16 protein-coding genes and 2 pseudogenes are annotated in these 17,703 nt (G+C 62.7%); 4 read left to right on the top strand and 14 right to left on the bottom strand.

The window, feature by feature from the left end; all coding sequences use genetic code 11:
- Positions 1 to 69: 69 nt before the first annotated feature.
- Positions 70 to 1,234, top strand: a pseudogene (locus RPMA_RS11755) (IS481 family transposase).
- A 149-nt stretch (positions 1,235 to 1,383) separates the two neighbouring features.
- On the opposite strand, the gene RPMA_RS11750 reads toward RPMA_RS11755, so the two are convergent.
- The 10 genes and pseudogenes from RPMA_RS11750 to RPMA_RS11705 form a co-directional block, all read right to left on the bottom strand.
- Positions 1,384 to 2,916 (bottom strand): class I adenylate-forming enzyme family protein, encoded by a 1,533-nt coding sequence (locus RPMA_RS11750; RefSeq protein ID WP_211912969.1) that lies wholly within the window; start codon positions 2,914 to 2,916, stop codon positions 1,384 to 1,386.
- A gap of 16 nt (positions 2,917 to 2,932) precedes the next feature.
- Positions 2,933 to 4,102 (bottom strand): acetyl-CoA acetyltransferase, encoded by a 1,170-nt coding sequence (locus tag RPMA_RS11745; protein ID WP_211912968.1) that lies wholly within the window; start codon positions 4,100 to 4,102, stop codon positions 2,933 to 2,935.
- A gap of 50 nt (positions 4,103 to 4,152) precedes the next feature.
- Entirely contained in the window at positions 4,153 to 4,818 is a 666-nt protein-coding gene (gene eda, locus RPMA_RS11740; RefSeq protein WP_211912967.1) for a bifunctional 4-hydroxy-2-oxoglutarate aldolase/2-dehydro-3-deoxy-phosphogluconate aldolase, read from the bottom strand.
- Positions 4,815 to 5,735 (bottom strand): sugar kinase, encoded by a 921-nt coding sequence (locus RPMA_RS11735; protein ID WP_211913620.1) that lies wholly within the window; start codon positions 5,733 to 5,735, stop codon positions 4,815 to 4,817. The genes eda and RPMA_RS11735 overlap by 4 nt, the downstream gene beginning before the upstream one ends.
- A 4-nt stretch (positions 5,736 to 5,739) precedes the next feature.
- Positions 5,740 to 6,723 (bottom strand): D-erythronate dehydrogenase, encoded by a 984-nt coding sequence (denD, locus tag RPMA_RS11730; RefSeq protein WP_211912966.1) that lies wholly within the window; start codon positions 6,721 to 6,723, stop codon positions 5,740 to 5,742.
- Positions 6,724 to 6,915: 192 nt separating this feature from the next.
- Complete coding sequence (locus RPMA_RS11725; protein WP_211912965.1) at positions 6,916 to 7,833, bottom strand: carbohydrate ABC transporter permease; 918 nt, start codon at positions 7,831 to 7,833, stop codon at positions 6,916 to 6,918.
- Entirely contained in the window at positions 7,826 to 8,782 is a 957-nt protein-coding gene (locus RPMA_RS11720; RefSeq protein WP_211912964.1) for a carbohydrate ABC transporter permease, read from the bottom strand. The genes RPMA_RS11725 and RPMA_RS11720 overlap by 8 nt, the downstream gene beginning before the upstream one ends.
- A gap of 25 nt (positions 8,783 to 8,807) precedes the next feature.
- Positions 8,808 to 9,221 carry a RidA family protein gene (locus RPMA_RS11715; protein WP_211912963.1) on the bottom strand — a complete coding sequence of 138 codons (414 nt, stop codon included), beginning with the start codon at positions 9,219 to 9,221 and terminating at the stop codon, positions 8,808 to 8,810.
- Between the two features lie 86 nt (positions 9,222 to 9,307).
- Positions 9,308 to 10,630, bottom strand: a complete 1,323-nt coding sequence (locus tag RPMA_RS11710; RefSeq protein ID WP_211912962.1) for an ABC transporter substrate-binding protein — start codon at positions 10,628 to 10,630, stop codon at positions 9,308 to 9,310.
- A gap of 83 nt (positions 10,631 to 10,713) precedes the next feature.
- A pseudogene (locus RPMA_RS11705) lies at positions 10,714 to 11,780 on the bottom strand (ABC transporter ATP-binding protein).
- 228 nt (positions 11,781 to 12,008) lie between these two features.
- On the opposite strand from RPMA_RS11705, the gene RPMA_RS11700 reads away from it, so the two are divergent.
- The 3 genes from RPMA_RS11700 to RPMA_RS11690 all read left to right on the top strand — a co-directional run bounded on the left by RPMA_RS11700 (position 12,009) and on the right by RPMA_RS11690 (position 15,629).
- Complete coding sequence (locus tag RPMA_RS11700; protein ID WP_408056522.1) at positions 12,009 to 13,841, top strand: IlvD/Edd family dehydratase; 1,833 nt, start codon at positions 12,009 to 12,011, stop codon at positions 13,839 to 13,841.
- Positions 13,842 to 13,984: 143 nt separating this feature from the next.
- Positions 13,985 to 14,719, top strand: coding sequence for an SDR family oxidoreductase (locus tag RPMA_RS11695; RefSeq protein ID WP_211912960.1), 735 nt, complete (start codon positions 13,985 to 13,987; stop codon positions 14,717 to 14,719).
- A 163-nt stretch (positions 14,720 to 14,882) separates the two neighbouring features.
- The gene (locus RPMA_RS11690) at positions 14,883 to 15,629 is read left to right on the top strand and encodes an SDR family NAD(P)-dependent oxidoreductase (protein WP_211912959.1); all 747 of its coding nucleotides are present in this window, start codon (positions 14,883 to 14,885) and stop codon (positions 15,627 to 15,629) included.
- 51 nt (positions 15,630 to 15,680) lie between these two features.
- On the opposite strand, the gene RPMA_RS11685 is transcribed toward RPMA_RS11690, so the two are convergent.
- The 4 genes from RPMA_RS11685 to exbD all read right to left on the bottom strand — a co-directional run bounded on the left by RPMA_RS11685 (position 15,681) and on the right by exbD (position 17,702).
- Positions 15,681 to 15,977: an addiction module antidote protein gene (locus RPMA_RS11685; protein WP_211912958.1), complete on the bottom strand. Its 297-nt coding sequence runs from the start codon at positions 15,975 to 15,977 to the stop codon at positions 15,681 to 15,683.
- A gap of 4 nt (positions 15,978 to 15,981) precedes the next feature.
- Positions 15,982 to 16,278: a type II toxin-antitoxin system RelE/ParE family toxin gene (locus tag RPMA_RS11680; RefSeq protein ID WP_211912957.1), complete on the bottom strand. Its 297-nt coding sequence runs from the start codon at positions 16,276 to 16,278 to the stop codon at positions 15,982 to 15,984.
- Between the two features lie 150 nt (positions 16,279 to 16,428).
- Positions 16,429 to 17,214 carry an energy transducer TonB family protein gene (locus tag RPMA_RS11675; protein ID WP_211912956.1) on the bottom strand — a complete coding sequence of 262 codons (786 nt, stop codon included), beginning with the start codon at positions 17,212 to 17,214 and terminating at the stop codon, positions 16,429 to 16,431.
- Between the two features lie 14 nt (positions 17,215 to 17,228).
- Positions 17,229 to 17,702 (bottom strand): TonB system transport protein ExbD, encoded by a 474-nt coding sequence (exbD, locus tag RPMA_RS11670; RefSeq protein ID WP_211912955.1) that lies wholly within the window; start codon positions 17,700 to 17,702, stop codon positions 17,229 to 17,231.
- Position 17,703 lies beyond the last annotated feature (1 nt).

Genomic DNA, 17,703 nt, shown 5'->3' with positions numbered 1-17,703 from the left:
CACTGACAGGTGTTCGGAGACATAGCTGACACATCCATATTGGGTGGAAGTTCCTTTTGGGAGGCTTCCATGCCGTGGTGCGAGGTGTCGGTAATGGATCAGAGGTTGGAGTTCGTGCGGCTGGCGCTGCAGGACGGTGCGAACCGGCGGGAGTTGTGTCGGCGGTTCGGCATCAGTCCCGACGTCGGCTACAAATGGTTGGCGCGGCATGTCGGCGGCGATGCGGAGCTTGCCGATCGCTCGCGCCGGCCACATGCCAGCCCGCGGCGCAGTGCGGCAGCGATCGAGGGGCAGGTGCTCGCCATTCGCGATGCCCATCCGGCCTGGGGCGCACGCAAGATTGTCCATTGCCTGAGCCGCGACGGCCTCGTGCCGCCGGCGGCTTCCACTGTACATGCGATCCTGCAGCGCCATGGCCGCATCATCGTGCCGCCGAACGGTCCGGGGCAGCCGTTCACGCGCTTCGAGAAGGACACCCCGAATGCGCTGTGGCAGATGGATTTCAAGGGCCATATCCCGCTGGCCGACGGCACGCCGTGCCACCCGCTCACCATGATCGACGATCACTCGCGCTATGCCCTGCGTCTTGCCGCCTGCAGTAACCAGCAGCGCATGACCGTGCAGGAGCAGCTGACGCAGACCTTCCGTCGCTACGGACTGCCCGACGCATTGTTCGTCGATAACGGCCCGCCCTGGGGCGACAGTTCGCAATCGCGCTGGACCGGCTTGCGGGTCTGGCTGCTCAAGCTCGGCGTCGAGGTGATCTATGCGCGGCCGCTGCATCCGCAGAGCCGCGGCAAGAACGAGCGCTTCCATCGCACGCTGAAGGCCGAAGTGCTGGCCGTGCGTCGCTTCAACGGCTTCACCGAATTGCAGCGGGCCTTCGATACATGGCGCAGCGTCTACAATCTGGAGCGCCCGCATGAGGCCTTGGGCATGGCCGTGCCGGCCATCGCTGCGATCGATGCCTGAGCGGCTCGCAGACATTGTCTACGCCCCGGGCGACATCGTCCGCAGCGTATCGACCCAGCGCGGCGCCTCGATCAGCTTCAAGGGGCAGCCATGGCGCGTGCCACGCGCTTTCCGCGGCGAACATTTGGCCATCCGCCCGAGCGGTATCGATGGCCAATACGGCGTTTTCTTTGGCAGCAGGCAGGTCGCAACCATCGACTTGACCCGCCGCAAAAGTGTCAGTCATGTCTCCGAACAGGTGTCAGCTATGTCTCCGGGCTGAACACCCTGCAGGGGAGGGTCGGCGCGCAACGCGCGACGGGGTGGGGTGAGCCGCAGGCGACGGCGCTCATGACGGATCCGCCACCCCACCCCGCTGCGCACTGCGTGCGCATCCACCCTCCCCCTGCAGGGGAGGGTTAAGCAGCTGCGCTACGCCTTCATCATTTCCCGCAGTTCGGTCTTCAGGACCTTGCCGTAATTGTTCTTCGGCAATGCATCGAGATAGACATAGCGCTTCGGCCGCTTGAAACGCGCGATATGCGCCAGGCAATGCGCATCCAGCGCGGCGTCATCGACTGCCGCGCCATCCTCCAGCACCACGCAGGCGACCACGATCTCGCCCCAGTCGGGCTCGGCGACGCCAATCGCCGAGACTTCCCGCACGGCGGGATGCGTCAGCAGCGCCTCCTCCACTTCGCGCGGATAGATATTCGTTCCGCCGGAAATGATGACGTCCTTGGAGCGGTCGGACAGCGTGAGGAAACCGTCCGCATCCAGCCGGCCGACATCGCCGGTGCGTAGCCAGCCGTCCTTCAGCGTTTCCGCATTGGCCTTGTCGTTATTCCAGTAGCCGAGCATGACAGCCGGCCCCTTGGCCTCGACCTCACCGGTTTCGCCTACCGGCAGCACCTTGCTGTCGGCGTCGGTGATGCGCACCGACATCACGCTCTGCGCAGGCCCTACGGATGCGAGCCGTTCGAGATAGCGCGGATGATCGACGTCCGCGTGAAAGGCGCGCGGCAGCGAGGTGATCGTCATCGGCGATTCACCCTGGCCATAGATCTGCACGAAGCGCTGCCCCATGGTTGCGATGGCATCGCGGATATCGGCGAGATACATCGGCCCGCCGCCATAGACGATGGTGCGGATGCCCTCGCCGGTCTCGCCGCGTTTCTTCGCCGCATCCACCAGACGCCGCACCATGGTCGGCGCTGCGAACATCGCGACATCGCCGAGCGCCCGGCCGAGATCTAGCACTTCATCCGGCTCAAAGCCCTGGCTCTCCGGCACCACATGGCGCGCGGCCATGCGGACATGGATGAAGTTGTAGAGGCCGGCGCCATGCGAGATCGGCGCGGCATAGAGGATGGCATCGCGCTGATGCACCTGATCGACATCGGCGAGATAGCACATGGACATGGCGACCAGATTGCCATGGCTGAGCATCACGCCTTTCGGCCGGCCCGTGGTGCCCGAGGTGTAGAACAGCCAGGCGAGATCGTGATCCTCGCGCGCAAGCGGCACATGTGACGTCGGCTCGCCATGCTGCAAGTCGTGAAACGTCTCGCTCTCCACCGACAGCATCTGCATCGCTGTCGGCAGGTCTTCCTTCACCGCCACGAGTACATCGTGGCTGTCACCATCCACGATGGCGAGCCGTGCGCCGGCATTGTCGCAGATCCATGCGGCTTCGCGGCCATGCAGCTTGGCATTGATGGGTATCACGACGCCGCCGATCCACCACACCGCATACATGCATTCGAGATATTGCGTGCAGTTCGATGCGAACAGCGCCACGCGGTCGCCGGGCGCGATGCCGTATTCACGCACCAGCCCCGCGCCGATGGCGGCGGCACGCTGCGCAAACGTGGCGTAGTCAGCCTCGACCGTGGTGCCACTCAGCAGCGCCGGCGCCTGCGGATGCAAACGCGCCGACGCCGCCAGCCATTGTGCGACATTCATCTCGGCAGAGCCCGCGTTACTTCGCGGGCTCGAGGATCGAGACGTAATTCGCCACCGCAGCACCGCCCATATTGAAGATGCCGGCGAGTTTTGCGTTCTTGATCTGCATGCCCTCTGGCGCCTGATCGAGCAGCTGCATCGCGCTCAGCACATGCATGGAGACGCCGGTGGCGCCGATCGGATGACCCTTGGCCTTGAGGCCGCCCGACGGATTGACCGGCAGCTTGCCGTCCTTCTGGGTCCAGCCTTCCTTGATGGCGCGCGCGCCCTGCCCGCGCGGCGTCAGGCCCATGGCTTCATATTCGATCAGTTCGGCGACGGTGAAGCAGTCATGGGTCTCGACGAAAGAGAGATCACCGAGGGTGACGCCGGCCGACTTCAGCGCCTTCTGCCACGCCACCGTGCAACCTTCGAATTCGAGAATGTCGCGCTTCGACATCGGCAGGAAGTCCTGCGCATGGCCGGTGGCCTTGATATTGACGGCCTTGCCCATGGTCTTCGCCGTCTCGCTGTCGGTCAGCACCAGCGCCGCGGCGCCGTCCGACACCAGCGAGCAATCGGTGCGCTTCAGCGGACCGGCGACGAACGGGTTCTTCTCGCTCTCGGAACGGCAGAATTCGAAGCCGAAATCCTTGCGCATCTGCGCATAGGGATTGTGAACGCCATTGGCGTGGTTCTTGGCGGCGATCATCGCCAGCGCATCTGACTGGTCGCCATATTTCTGGAAGTATTTCTGCGCGATGCCGCCGAACACGCCGGCAAAACCCGCCGGCGTGTCGCCGTCTTCCATCAGATAGGAGGCGCGCAGCAGGTTCTTGCCGATCTCCGGCCCGGGCGTCTTCGTCATCTGCTCGACGCCGACCACCAGCACGATCTTGGCGGTGCCCGCCGCGATTGACTTGATGCCCTGATGCACGGCGGCCGAGCCAGTCGCGCAGGCATTCTCGACGCGGGTGGCGGGCTTGAAGCGCAGAGCGGGATCGGCCTGCAGCACCAGCGAGGCCGTAAAATCCTGCGGCGAGAAGCCGGCATTGAAATGGCCGAGCACGATTTCATCCACATCGGACGCGCTGATGCCGGCATCCGCCATGGCTTCGGTGGCGACACGAACCACCATGCTCTCTACGGTCTCGGCGTCGAATTTTCCGAAGGGCATATGCGCCCAACCAACGATGCTGGCAGTCATGGTCGTTCTCCCGGTTTCGGTTTCGCAGTTGCGATAGATATAGCGCGGCTTCAGCCAAGTGACAGAGGTTTTGACAGGGCTTTCATCGTCCGCAGGCACATGGCCGTTATGCCGGCCCAGTCCCCGGCCCTTATATATGACGCTTGACATATCCAGGAACCGCCGACTGCAAGCACTGTCGGCTCGCTGAGCCATTCTGCCGCATTCGCCTCGGTGATACCGCCGGTCGGGCACACGCGGAGATCGGGGAACGGCCCTCCCCATGCCCGCAGCATCGCGCGGCCGCCGGCCTGCTCGGCTGGGAAGAATTTCAATGTGTCAAAGCCGTATTCACGCGCCTGCATGATTTCGGAGGCGGTGGCGACGCCGGGCAGCAGAGGCAGATCGCTCTTGGCAGCGGCTTCAAGCAAAGCCGGCGTCGCGCCCGGGCTGACGGTGAAACGCGCGCCGAGCTTGTGCGCCTGCTCGAAATCAGCAGCAGACAGCACCGTGCCGATGCCGACAATGGCATCCGGCACCTCGGCGATGACCGCCTTCGCAGCGTCGATGGCTGCGGCCGTGCGCAATGTGATCTCCAGCGTGCAGACACCACCCGCAACCAGTGCACGCGCGAGCGGCACGGCATCGGAAACGCGCTCGATGGTGAGAACGGGCACGACCTTGGCGGCGATCAGCGTCTGGCGCAGGCTGTCCTGGCGCTTGGCGATATCGGTCATGATGTGGACTCTCTCATGTCAGGCATTGCCTCACGCGGGATGATCGCGCCGGGATGACAGACGACGGTGCCGGCGAGATGATGGCCGGCCTTCGCGGAAGCGACAGGATCTGAGCCGCTGAGACGTGCGTGAAGATAGGCTGCAGCAAAGCTATCGCCAGCCGCTGTCGTATCGACAACGGTGCCCGTCACAGGCTGCGCCTCGATGCGCGTCGCCTTGTCGTTCGTGCGAACGATACTCGCAGGAGTCGCAAGTTTCAGCACGACCTCATCGGCATCGATGCGATCGAGCAGCGCGTCTTCCCCATCGTCGGGATAAAGCGCTGAGAGGTCCTCCACCGAGGCCAGTACGATATCCGATGCGGCAAAAGCCTGTCCGAATGCGTCGCGCGCGAGATCGAGGTCGGGCCAGCCCCGGGCGCGGAAATTGGTGTCGAAAGCAACGCGGACACCGCGGTCGCGGCAGAGTTGAAGCGCTGCGATCAGGCGCTCCCGCCCGGCCATATCGAATAGCGACAGCGTGATGGCGGAGAGATAGACCATGTCATAGCCTGCAAGCGACGCCAGCAGCGCGTCCGTCTCCGGCAGGCTCATCAAGCCGCGCACCGCCGACGCATCGCGCCAGTGATAGAAGCGGCGTTCGCCGGCGGCATTGGTCTCGATCATGTAGAGGCCGGGCAGCTTGCCCTTGAGACGCAGCACTTGGCCGGTGCCGATCCGCTCGTCCTGCCAACCGGCGATCATCTCGTCGCTCAGCGGGTCATCACCGAGTGCGGTGATGTAGTCGATGCGGGCGCCGAGCCGCGCCAGATAGACGGCAGTGTTGAGCGTGTCGCCGCCGAAAGACCGCGTCAGGTGCCCGCCGGGCATCTGACGCAGCTCGATCATGCATTCGCCGATGCTGGCGATCCGCATCAGGACCTCAATCGACGAATTTGCCGCCGAGTTCGTCCTCGATATGGATGCGGAGCAAATCGTCGAAGCTCTTCTCCGCGGTGGTGAAGCCGAGCTTCAGCGCGCGGGCGGTGTCGAAATCGCGCGGCCAGCCGGACACGATGCCGACAATGGTCGGATCCGCCTCGCGCTTGATGCGGGCGACGACGTTCTTGCCGGCTACGCGTTCCAGCGCCGCGATCTGCTCGCCCACAGTTACGGACATGCCCGGCATCGAGAAGTTACGCCGCGGACCCATGGCGGCGAGATCCATCGTGCCGGCGTGCATGAGGAAGCCGGTCGCCGAGCGCGGCGACGCCACCCAGTGACGGACATCGTCGGACACCGGCAAAATGGCTTCCTTGCCCACCAATGGCTCGCGCATGATGTTGGAGAAGAAGCCGGAGGCCGCCTTGTTAGGTGCGCCCGGCCGCACGCAGATGGTCGGCAGGCGGATGCTGATGCCATCGAGCAGACCCTTGCGGGTGTAGTCGGCGATCAGCAATTCGCAGATCGACTTCTGAGTGCCGTAGGAGGTCAGCGGCGTGTGGAAAAACTCGTCGCCGATCTTGTCGGGGAACGGCGCGCCGAACACGGCGATGGATGAGGTAAACACCAGCCGCGGCTTGTAGCCACCCCCGACCGCGCGGATGGCGTCGATGAGATAGCGGGTACCGTCGAGATTGATGCGATAGCCCTTGTCGAAATCGGCCTCCGCCTCGCCCGACACGATGGCGGCGAGATGGAAGATGACGTCGGGCTTGCTCGCGACAAGCGCGGGCGCCGTCTTCGGATCGGAGAAATCGGAGGTGACGGTTTCCGTCGGGATCGATGTCTTGGGCTTGGCGGGCGCCACCACGTCCTGCAGCGTCAGGCGGGTGATGTCTGTGTTGCCGAGCCGGCCATCGGCAATGAGCCTGTCGGTGAGCTTGCGGCCGACCATGCCGGCGGCGCCGAGAATGAGAATGTGCAAGGGGCGTTTCCTTTTCTTGATCTTGGCTGTGAGTGCGACCAATTCTCTCGGCTGTCGTCCCCGCGAAAGCGGGGACCCATAACCTCCGAGCTGGCGGATAAAGCTGCGGCCTCTCCTCCTCCGGCTTGAACCGATAAGACGGAGGCTATGGGTCCCCGCTTTCGCGGGGACGACAGGCTACCTTATTCCGTCCTACTCCTTCACCGCCCCCGTCATCGCCGACACGTAATGCTCCACAAAGAAGGCATACAGGATCACCAGCGGCAATGAGCCGACCAGGGCGCCGGCCATCAGCGAGCCCCATTTGTAGATGTCGCCGTCGACGAACTCGTTCACGATGGCCACCGGCACCGTCTTGTTCTGGGTCGATTGCAGGAAAGTCAGCGCATAGATGAACTCGTTCCAGCACAGCGTGAAGGAGAAGATGAAGGCAGAGATCAGGCCGGGCACCGCCAGCGGAATGATGATCTTGACCAGGATCTGCCAGCGCGAGGCGCCGTCGATCAGGGCGCACTCTTCCAGCTCGAACGGGATGGTCTTGAAATAGCCCATCAGCAGCCAGGTCGAGAACGGGATCAAGAGGGTCGGATAGACCAGGATCAGCGACAGCGGCGAGTCGAACAGGCCGTAAGCCTGGATGACCGATGCCAGCGGGATGAACAGGATCGACGGTGGCACGAGATAGGCCATGAAGATCAGCGCGCCGACGGTCTCGGCGCCGCGGAAGCGCAGCCGCACGATGGCATAGGCCGCGAGCACGCTGGCGACGATGGACAGGAATGTCGCCGCCGCCGCCACATACATCGTGTTCCAGAGCCACTGCGGATAATTGGTCTCGAACAGCAGTTTCTGGATGTGCTTGAAGGTCGGCTTGATCACCCAGAACGGATTGAACCGCTCCATGTCGATCAGTTGCTCGTCCGGTTTGATCGAGGTGAGCGCCATCCAGTAGAACGGGAACAGCAGGATCACCACGATGATGAAGAGCGGGATGTAGAGCGTGACGATGCGCTGGGGCAGCGACTCCAGATAGGCCATGCCCTCCGTCGAGTCGTCCTTGTCCAGCTTCAGTGGCGCGGTGCGTGCGGTATCGGCGACGGCTTCAGTCATTGTCAGTACCTTGCTGCCACTTGCGGCGTTGCATGCCGAACCAGGAAATGGCGATGGCTGCCAGAAGGAACGGGATCATGGCGGTGGCGATCGCAGCGCCTTCGCCGAGACGGCCGGAGAGGATGCCGCGCTGATAGCTCAGCGTCGCCATCAGATGCGTGGCGTTGACCGGACCGCCGCGGGTCAGCGCCCAGATCAGCTGGAAGTCGGTGAAGGTGAACAGCACCGAGAAGGTCATGACGACGGCGATGATCGGCGTCAGCAGGGGATAGGTGATGAAGCGGAAGCGCTGCCATGACGTCGCGCCGTCCAGCACCGCGGCTTCATAGAGCGACGGCGACACCGTCTGCAGGCCGGCCAGCAGCGTGATGGCGACGAAAGGCACACCGCGCCAGATATTGGCGAAGATCACGCTGGCACGGGCCCAGGTGCTGTCGCCAAGGAAATTGATGTTGCTGTCGATGATCCCCATCTTGATCAGCGACCACGAGATGATCGAGAACTGCGAGTCGTAGATCCACCAGAAGGCGATGGCGGACAGCACGGTCGGCACGATGAACGGGATCAGCACCGCCGCGCGGATCAGCGCCTTGAACGGCATGTGGCGGTTCAACAGCAGTGCAAGATAGAGGCCGACGGCGAATTTGATCGCCGACGCCACGATCGTATAGAGCAGCGTGTTGAAGACCGAGAGCCAGAAGATGCTGTCGTCTTTCAGCCACTCATAATTTTCGAGCCCGACAAAGACACCGCCACGGCCGATGCGGTCGTCGGTAAAGCTCATCCAGACGCCGAGAAACAGCGGGTAAGCGAGAAACAGCAGCAGGAAGGCAGCGGCCGGCAGCATGAACCACAGCGCCAGCCAGTTGCGGTTCACCCGCAAGCGGTCCCAGGCCGAGGTTTTGGGGATCACCTTCCCCACCGGCATCGATGTCTGGATCGTCGTCATCGCGAGATAAGCTCCAGTCGAAATGTTACGGCAGGATCGCTTCGCCCTCGATCTCCACACGCGCGTGTGGATCGATCAGGGCGGAGACCTGCACCAGCGTCATCGCCGGAAAATGCTTGCCGAGCGTCACGCCCCAGGCTTCGCCGATGGCGGCGCCGGAGGACTTGAACGCATCGATATCGGTGACATAGGCGCGCAGCATCACGATCTGCTTCGGCTCGCCGCCGGCTGCCTTCAGCACGGTGACGAGGTTTTCCATGGCGTAGCGCCATTGCGTGCCGAAATCCGAGGACGCGGCGACTTCGCCCTGCCCGTCCTTCTTGCCGAGCTGCCCGGAGATGCGGACGCTGCGTGTGCCACCGGACACCACCGCATGCGCGAAACCGCGCGGCCGGCTCCAGCCTTCGGGCAAGATGGTCTTGTAGTCGATCTCCGGCATTCCCATTCCCATCATTGTTCAGGCCGGCTTGCCGCCGGCTTCAGAAAAGTGGCCGGCGCGGGTCGCTCCGCGCCGGCCTAGCCGTCTCAGCGGAAGATGCGCTTTGCAGCCCGCTCGGCGGACGCCATCGCGGTCTTCACGTCTTCACGGCCCGTACAGTAATTCGCGTACATGTCGACCACCACGAAGTCGGCAATCGCCGCCGCCGCGTTCTCGCTCATCTGCGCTTCGCCCGCAGGCGTCGATGCCGTGGAGGCCACGTCGCGATACGGCGTGTTCTTCGGATCGGCGGTCCAGATCGGGTTCTTCTCGAAAGCGAGCTGGAACGGCGAAAGATAGCCCTGCGCCGCCTCGACCCACGGATTGAACTGCTCCGGCTCCATCATGAAGGCGGCAAACGCCTTACAGGCGTTCGGGAACTTGGTGAAGGTGAAGATCAGCACGGGGAAACCGAGATGCAGCTCGCGCAGCTTGCCGTCCACGCCCTTGGGCAGATGGGCGTGGTTCATGTCCTCGGCGATCTGCGGCGCTTCCTTCTTCGCGGTCACATAGACCGAGATGCCGTTGGTGGTCAGATGCAGCTGACCGGCGAGGAACGCCTTGTTGTTCGACGAGTCGTTCCACGACGCCGTGCCGGGAATGAAGTTGTCATAGAGCGACTTCACATATTCCAGTGACTTCGCGGTTTCCGGCGAATTGATCGTGACCTTGTTGGCCTTGTCGATCAGCTTGCCGCCATGGGCCCACAGCGCCCAATGCACCCAGCCATTGGCGTCGCCCGAAGCGTGGCCGAGCGCCATGCCGGCCGGCGTGCCGTTCTTGTTGAGGCCCTTCACCAGATCCTGGAAACCGGCGAGATCGGTCGGGAAGGTCTTGTGGCCGGCCTTTTCTGCTGCGGCGACGCGGTAGTTCACGAGACCGCCGGTGGCGGCTACGGGCAAGCCGATCCACTTGCCGTTATACATGCCGTATTGCTTGCCGGACTCGGCCCAGCCACCATTCTTCTTGCCGAGATAGTCGGCGACATCGGTGACGTCGAGGCACTTGGTCGGGAACAGGAAGGGCAGCGAATACAGGCCCCACACCATGTCCAGGCCCTGCCCGGTATTCGCCGCGACCGAAGCCTTCGGCTGAATGTCGTCATAGGATTCGTTCGACACGGTGATGGTGACGCCGGTGGCCTTCTGGAAGGCATCGACGATCTTCATGAAGGCCACGTCTTCGGCTTCGACGAAGCGCTTCCAGCGCAGCAGGTTGATCTTGGCACCGGCTTCCGGCTTCCACTGCGAGGCCTGCGCCCACGCTTTGGCATAGCCGAGCAGCTGATCGGCCGACATGGTCGCCGCCGCGGCGAGCGTAATCGCGCCGCCTTTGAGCAGAGATCGGCGATCCGGGGTAAATCCAGTCATCTTGCGTCTTCTCCCTGTTTTATTGGTTCGTTGATCGACCAATGTTCTGAAATTAATTCAGTAACGTTTTGCGGCAGAACGCGTCAGTTGACGCGCTTGCCGGTTTCCTTGTCGAACAGATGTGCCGAATTGGCGCGCGGCTTCAGATGAATCTTGTCGCCGGGCGCAACCGGGCGACGATCGCGGAAGATCGCGATGATGTCCTGGGTGCCGATGCGCGCCACCACCTGCGTCTCCGAGCCCATCGGCTCGACCACGATCACCTCGGCCTCGATGCCGTCATCGGCGAATTCGAGATGTTCGGGGCGGATGCCATAGGTCACGGACTTGTCATTGCCGGCTGCAGGCGCGGCCGTGATCGGCAGCTTGGCGCCATTGGCGGTCTCGACCCATGGCTGGCCGCCATTCACCTTCAATGTCCCTCGAGAAAGTTCATCGCCGGCGAACCGATGAATCCGGCCACGAACTTGTTCTCGGGATGGTCATACAATTCGAGCGGCGCGCCCATCTGCTCGACAATGCCATCCTGCATGACGACGATCTTGTCGGCCATGGTCATGGCCTCGATCTGGTCGTGGGTCACATAGACGGTCGTGGTCTTGAGCCGCTGATGCAGCTCCTTGATCTCGGCGCGCATGGCGACGCGCAGTTTCGCATCGAGATTCGACAGCGGCTCGTCGAACAGGAACACCTGGGGATCGCGCACGATGGCGCGGCCCATGGCGACGCGCTGCCGCTGGCCACCCGACAATTGTCGGGGATAACGTTCGAGCAGCCGGCGCAGATCGAGAATATCGGCGGCGCGATTGACCTTCTCGTCGATCTCGCTCTGCTTGGCGCCGCGCAGCTTAAGGGAAAAGCCCATATTCTGGGCAACCGTCATATGCGGATAGAGCGCGTAATTCTGGAACACCATCGCGATGTCGCGCTCTTTCGGCTGCACGTCGTTGACGACGCGGTCGCCGATGGAAATCGTGCCGGATGTGATCTTTTCCAGACCTGCGAGCATGCGCAGCAATGTGGATTTACCGCAACCCGATGGGCCGACCAGCACCACGAATTCGCCGTCCTCGATGGGAACGGATACGCCGTGAAGAACTTCAAAGCCGCCAAAAGACTTACGCACGTCGTGAATCTGCACGGACGCCATGCACTTCCCTCCCAAAAGTCCCCGTTCGGGACAACACCCTCCGATTTGCCGGGGCGCCTGTTCTTACTTGTCAGACATCCTACCAGATTTCTGGCGGGATGTTGTTGGATCATAGTCGTAGAAAATTCCGGCAGATGCAAACATTGCGAAGCATCGGAAGCCGTGCAAACATTCGTGACCAATCAAAAGAGACGACGCACCATCACATAAGTGTGCGCTGCGGGAGAAATGATGAGCAAGCCGACTTCGTCCACGCCGACTGCGGGGACCACTTCAACCAGGCGCAAACTTCGTTCGAGCGAATGGTTCAACGATCCCCATAATCCCGGAATGACGGCACTCTATCTTGAGCGCTATCTGAATTACGGCCTGACGCGCCACGAACTACAATCGGGCAAGCCGATCATCGGCATTGCGCAGACCGGCAACGACCTGTCGCCATGCAATCGCCATCATCTCGAACTGGCGAAGCGCGTGCGCGAAGGCATCACCGCGGCCGGCGGCCTGGTGATGGAATTCCCGGTGCATCCGATTCAGGAGACCGGCAAGCGACCGACTGCCGCGCTCGATCGCAATCTCGCTTATCTCGGCCTCGTCGAAGTGCTGTTCGGCTATCCGCTCGACGGCGTCGTGCTCACCACCGGCTGCGACAAGACCACGCCGGCCTGCCTGATGGCTGCGGCGACCGTCAATCTGCCGGCCATCGTGCTGTCGGGCGGACCGATGCTGAATGGCTGGCACGACGGCCAGCGCACCGGCTCCGGCACCGTGGTGTGGAAGTCGCGCGAGCGTCTCGCCGCGGGCGAGATCGACTACGAGGAGTTCATGACGCTGGTGGCGTCATCGGCGCCGTCGGTCGGCCACTGCAACACCATGGGCACGGCCTCGACCATGAATTCGCTGGCTGAAGCGCTCGGCATGTCGCTGCCCGGCTGCGCGGCAATTCCCGCGCCCTATCGCGAACGCGGCCAGATTGCCTATGAAACCGGCCAGCGCATCGTCGATATGGTGTGGGAAGACCTCAAGCCCTCGGACATTCTCACGCGAAAAGCGTTCGAGAATTGCATCGTGGTCAATTCGGCCATCGGCGGCTCCACCAATGCGCCGATCCATATCAACGCCCTCGCCCGCCATATCGGTGTCGAGCTCGATATCGATGACTGGCAGAAAGTCGGCCATGATGTGCCGTTGCTGGTGAACATGCAGCCGGCCGGCTTCTATCTCGGCGAGGAATATCACCGCGCCGGCGGCGTACCCTCGGTGGTACGCGAATTGATGAAGCACAAACGCATTCATGAGGACGCCGTCACCGTCAATGGCAAGACCATGGGCGAGAACTGCGCCACCGCGCCTGCGCCTGACAAGGATGTGATCTGGACCTATGACAAGCCTCTGGTCGCCGACGCCGGATTCCTCGTGTTGCGCGGCAATCTCTTCGATTCCGCGATCATGAAGACCTCGGTGATCTCCAAGGAGTTTCGCGACCGCTACCTGATCAATCCGAAAGACCTCAATGCTTTCGAGGGCCGCGCTATCGTGTTCGAGGGGCCGGAGGATTATCACGACCGCATCGACGATGAATCGCTGAACATCGACGAGCGCTGCATCCTGTTCGTGCGCGGCACCGGCCCGATCGGTTATCCCGGTGGCGCCGAAGTGGTGAACATGCAGCCGCCCGCGGCTTTGATCAAACGCGGCATCACCTCGCTGCCCTGCATTGGCGATGGCCGGCAATCCGGCACATCGGGCTCGCCGTCGATCCTCAATGCCTCGCCGGAAGCTGCCGCCAATGGCGGTCTCGCCATCCTGCAGACCGGCGACATGGTGCGCATCGACCTCAACAAGGGCAGTGCCAATATCCTGATCTCCGACGAGGAGCTGAAGCGCCGCCGTGCCGAGCTGATGGCCAAGGGCGGTTTTGCTTACCCGGCGCATCAGACACCGTGGCAGGAGCTTTATCGCAACACTGTCGGCCAGCAATCGACGGGTGCCTGCTTGGAGCTTGCCACGCGTTATCGGGATATTGCCGGCACCGTGGGAACGGCACGGCATAATCACTAGCAGACTTGCACACCGTCATGCCCGGGCTTGTCCCGGGCACCCACGCCTTCTTTGCTAAAAGTCCAAGACGTGGATGGCCGGGACACGCCCGGCCATGACGAACTAAATACCGCAATCAAAAAACGACCCCAGGGAGACCACCCATGTCCAACCGCCTCAAAGGCAAGCGCGCCTTCGTCACGGCAGGCGCTGTCGGCATTGGCCGCGCCTGCGCGCTCGCTTTCGCGCGCGAAGGCGCGACCGTCATCGCCACCGATCTCGATGAAAAAGGCGTGGCCCTGCTCACCAAAGACGGCGTCGCTGAAACAGCAAAGCTCGACGTGCGCGACACCGCCGCCGTCGAAGCCATGGCCAAGAAGGTCGGCGATATCGACATCCTGCTCAATGCCGCCGGCTTCGTGCATCACGGCGATGCGCTGAACTGCTCCGATACCGACTGGGATTTTTCCTTCGACCTGAACGTCAAGTCGATGCACCGGACCATCCGCGCCTTCCTGCCCGGCATGCTCGCCCGCGGCCACGGCGCGATCGTCAACATCTCCTCGGCCGCCGGCGTCTTTAAGGCTGCGCCGAACCGCTATGTCTATGGCGCCACAAAGGCCGCCGTCGCCGCCCTCACTCGTGCGGTTGCGGTGGACTACATCACCAAGGGCATCCGCTGTAACGCCATCTGCCCCGGCACCATCGAAACGCCCTCGATGCTGGATCGCGCCGCCGCTGCCGGCCCCAATGGCCGCGAACTGTTCGTGAGCCGGCAGCCCATGGGCCGGCTCGGCACCGCGGACGAGATCGCCAGTCTCGCGCTCTATCTCGCCAGCGACGAAAGCGCCTTCACCACCGGCGTCGCCCACATCATCGACGGCGGCTGGACGCTGTAGCAACTACTCGGGGCGGACAGCACACTCCGCCCCCTCATCCTGAGGAGCGACCGCAGGTCGCGTCTCGAAGGATGGCCACATACTCGGAGCCAAGCCAACTCATGGTTCGAGACGGCGCTACGCGCCTCCTCACCATGAGAGACAGAGAAAAGGACATCGCACCATGAACAAGATCGACCTCTCCGGCCGCTGCGCCGTGGTCACCGGCGGCGCCCAGGGCTTTGGCCGCGCCATCACCGAACGGTTCGTCGCCTCCGGCGCCAAGGTGGCGATCTGGGATCAGGACATCGCGCTCGCTGAAAAAACCGCGAAGGACATCGGCCCGGATGTCACGGCGCTCAAGGTGGATGTCACCGACTTCGTTGCCATCGAAGCTGCCCGCGATGCCACGGTGAAGGCGCTCGGCAAGATCGATATCTTGGTCAACAATGCCGGCATTACCGGCTTCAACAAGCCGGTGTGGGAGATCGACTACGACGACTGGCGTCGTGTGATGCGCATCAATCTCGATGGCCCCTTCCTGTGCTGCAAGGCCGTGGTGCCGGTGATGCAGAAGAACGGTTACGGCCGCATCGTCAACATCGCCTCCATCGCCGGCAAGGAAGGCAACCCCAACGCCTCGCACTACTCCGCCTCGAAGGCAGGCCTGATCGCGCTGACCAAGTCGCTTGGCAAGGAGCTGGCCAATACCGAGATCAATGTGAACGCCATCACGCCTGCGGCCGCGAAGACGGCGATCTTCGATCAGATGACCGAACAGCACATCAATTTCATGCTGTCGAAGATTCCGAAGGCCCGTTTCGTGCTGGTGCAGGAACTGGCAGCGATGGCCGCGTGGCTGGCATCGGAGGACTGCGCGTTTTCGACGGGCGCGGTGTTCGATATCTCGGGCGGCCGCGCGACGTATTGATCTACTGTAGGGTGGGCAAAGCGCAGTGTGCCTACCCTACGACTACAACACCTACTTTGCGTCGACCGCGTGCGCTGAAAGGCGGATTCCTAACGCGCCGATGACTTTCAGGATCGTCGCGAACTCCGGATTGCCAGTCTCCCCGAGCGTCTTGTAAAGCCCTTCTCGGGTCACACCAGCGGCACGCGCGACCTCACTCATGCCCTGTGCACGGGCAACGATGTTGAGAGCATCGCGGACTTCGGCAGGATCGCCATCGGCCAGAACGATGCTCAGATATTCGGCGCGCGCCTCCGGCGTCGTCAAATGCTCGGCGGCGTCGAACTTTTTCAGCTTGCCGGTTTTCATGTCTTCAATCCTCCAACTGACCGGCGATCTCGGCTGCGCGTTTGATATCCCGACTCTGCGTGCGCTTGTCGCCGCCACAAAGCAGAACGACGATCACCGCGCCGCGTCGCGTAAAGTAGACGCGATATCCGGGGCCGTAGTCGATCCGCAGCTCGGACACGACACCACCCACTGACTTCACGTCTCCGAAATTGCCTGCAGCGACACGAGCGATCCGGCGAACGACATGAAGGACGGCGCGCTGATCTTTCAAAGCGGCCAGCCACCGGGTGAACTCAGGTGTTTCGCGAACCTCGATCACAGGTCAAATGTAATCCATGGATTACATCAAGAGCAAGACCAATTTGCCTTGGTGCGGATCGGAATGCGGTAGAATGGACCGAGCGAAGCTCTGCCCTCACCAAATGGAGAGACCGCAAAGTGGGCACGCGATGCTTTGCCCACTCTACAGCTACCCCTTCTTCACGCGGAAGATCACCGGCACCGTGAAGCTCAGCCCGTCATCGGCGATCAAGGGCGGCGGGGGCGGTAGCGGGTCGGAGCGGCGGACCATGGCGACGGCGGCATCGTCGAAGGCGGAATCGCCGGAGCCCTTGACGACATTCACGGCCAGCACCTTGCCGACGCGGTTGATCTCGAAATTGACCAGAACCTCGGCCGTCTTCTGCTGGCGCTCGGCGGGATAGCGCTTGTTCTTTTCGAGATAGGCGCTGAGCTGCTTGGCCCAGACCGCGGAGAGACGCTTCTTGTCGGTGCCCATGCCGGTATTGACGACCTGGGCCTTCTCGCCGGTCTTGGCGTCGTCGAGCTTCTGCTGGGCGGCGGCTTCCGATGCGACGGATTCCTGCGAGGCCTGCTGCTGCTTCTGGGCCTTTTCAGGCGTCTCTTCTTCCGGCTTGTTGGCCTTGTTCTCGGTGACGACGATGTCGGGCTCTTCGCTCTCGTTTGGCGTCTCCTTGGGAAGATCGCTTTCCTTCTCGACGGCCTTCTGCTCCTGCACGGCCGGCGATGCGGCGGAGGCTTCGGAGTCCGGCCCCTGTGGCAGATCGGTCTGCTCGACGTCGGGCGACACCATCTCCATGCCGACTTCGATGGCATTGGCGCCGAGGCCGTCCGCCTCTTCTTCCTTCTGCATCTCGAACACTGCGGCTGCGATGCCGCCGGCATGCAGCGTCACGGCGAGAACCGCCGCGACCACCCATAGCCGCCAGGATGTTGTTCGATCGAGCTCAGACATCGAGAAACGCGACCTCAGGGATTCGTGGCAGCAGGAGCAGGAGCGGCCGCAGCAGCGCCTTCAGGAACGCCTTCGAGCGCCACAAGCTTGGTCTTCTGGTAGCCACCCGCGCGCAATCGCTCCATCACGTCGAAGAACTCGCCGTAAGGCACGGCGCGATCGACGCGCAGGAAGATCGGCCGATCCTTGTTGCCGTCGCCCATGGCATCGAGCCGGCTGACGAGATCGACACGCTTGACCAGATCCTCGCCGATTGCCACCGCGAGGTCCGGCTTGATGCTCACATAGGTCGGCTTGTCCGGCTTCTTCTGCGGCGTCACGGTGGAAGATGGCAGATTGATGGGAAGATCCACCGTCGACAGCGGCGCTGCGACCATGAAGATGATCAGAAGAACCAGGATGACGTCGATGAATGGCGTGACGTTGATGTCATGGTTGTCACCAAAATCATCATCGTCATCGGAGCCTTCGGAAAGCGATACGCCCATG

It is taken from the genome of Tardiphaga alba, assembly GCF_018279705.1.
GTDB classification, from domain to species: Bacteria; Pseudomonadota; Alphaproteobacteria; order Rhizobiales; family Xanthobacteraceae; genus Tardiphaga; species Tardiphaga alba.
Note: the sequence above shows the minus strand (reverse complement) of the source record. Positions and strands in the feature narration are given on the sequence as shown.

Bases quoted from the DNA above. Each gene is read 5' to 3' on its own strand.
- RPMA_RS11720 (WP_211912964.1), bottom strand. From the start codon at position 8,782: ATGACGACGATCCAGACATCGATGCCGGTGGGGAAGGTGATCCCCAAA.
- RPMA_RS11700 (WP_408056522.1), top strand. From the start codon at position 12,009: ATGATGAGCAAGCCGACTTCGTCCACGCCGACTGCGGGGACCACTTCA.
- RPMA_RS11695 (WP_211912960.1), top strand. From the start codon at position 13,985: ATGTCCAACCGCCTCAAAGGCAAGCGCGCCTTCGTCACGGCAGGCGCT.
- RPMA_RS11725 (WP_211912965.1), bottom strand. From the start codon at position 7,833: ATGACTGAAGCCGTCGCCGATACCGCACGCACCGCGCCACTGAAGCTG.
- RPMA_RS11750 (WP_211912969.1), bottom strand. From the start codon at position 2,916: ATGAATGTCGCACAATGGCTGGCGGCGTCGGCGCGTTTGCATCCGCAG.
- RPMA_RS11745 (WP_211912968.1), bottom strand. From the start codon at position 4,102: ATGACTGCCAGCATCGTTGGTTGGGCGCATATGCCCTTCGGAAAATTC.
- exbD (WP_211912955.1), bottom strand. From the start codon at position 17,702: ATGGGCGTATCGCTTTCCGAAGGCTCCGATGACGATGATGATTTTGGT.
- RPMA_RS11715 (WP_211912963.1), bottom strand. From the start codon at position 9,221: ATGCCGGAGATCGACTACAAGACCATCTTGCCCGAAGGCTGGAGCCGG.
- RPMA_RS11710 (WP_211912962.1), bottom strand. From the start codon at position 10,630: ATGACTGGATTTACCCCGGATCGCCGATCTCTGCTCAAAGGCGGCGCG.
- RPMA_RS11685 (WP_211912958.1), bottom strand. From the start codon at position 15,977: ATGAAAACCGGCAAGCTGAAAAAGTTCGACGCCGCCGAGCATTTGACG.
- RPMA_RS11675 (WP_211912956.1), bottom strand. From the start codon at position 17,214: ATGTCTGAGCTCGATCGAACAACATCCTGGCGGCTATGGGTGGTCGCG.
- RPMA_RS11690 (WP_211912959.1), top strand. From the start codon at position 14,883: ATGAACAAGATCGACCTCTCCGGCCGCTGCGCCGTGGTCACCGGCGGC.
- eda (WP_211912967.1), bottom strand. From the start codon at position 4,818: ATGACCGATATCGCCAAGCGCCAGGACAGCCTGCGCCAGACGCTGATC.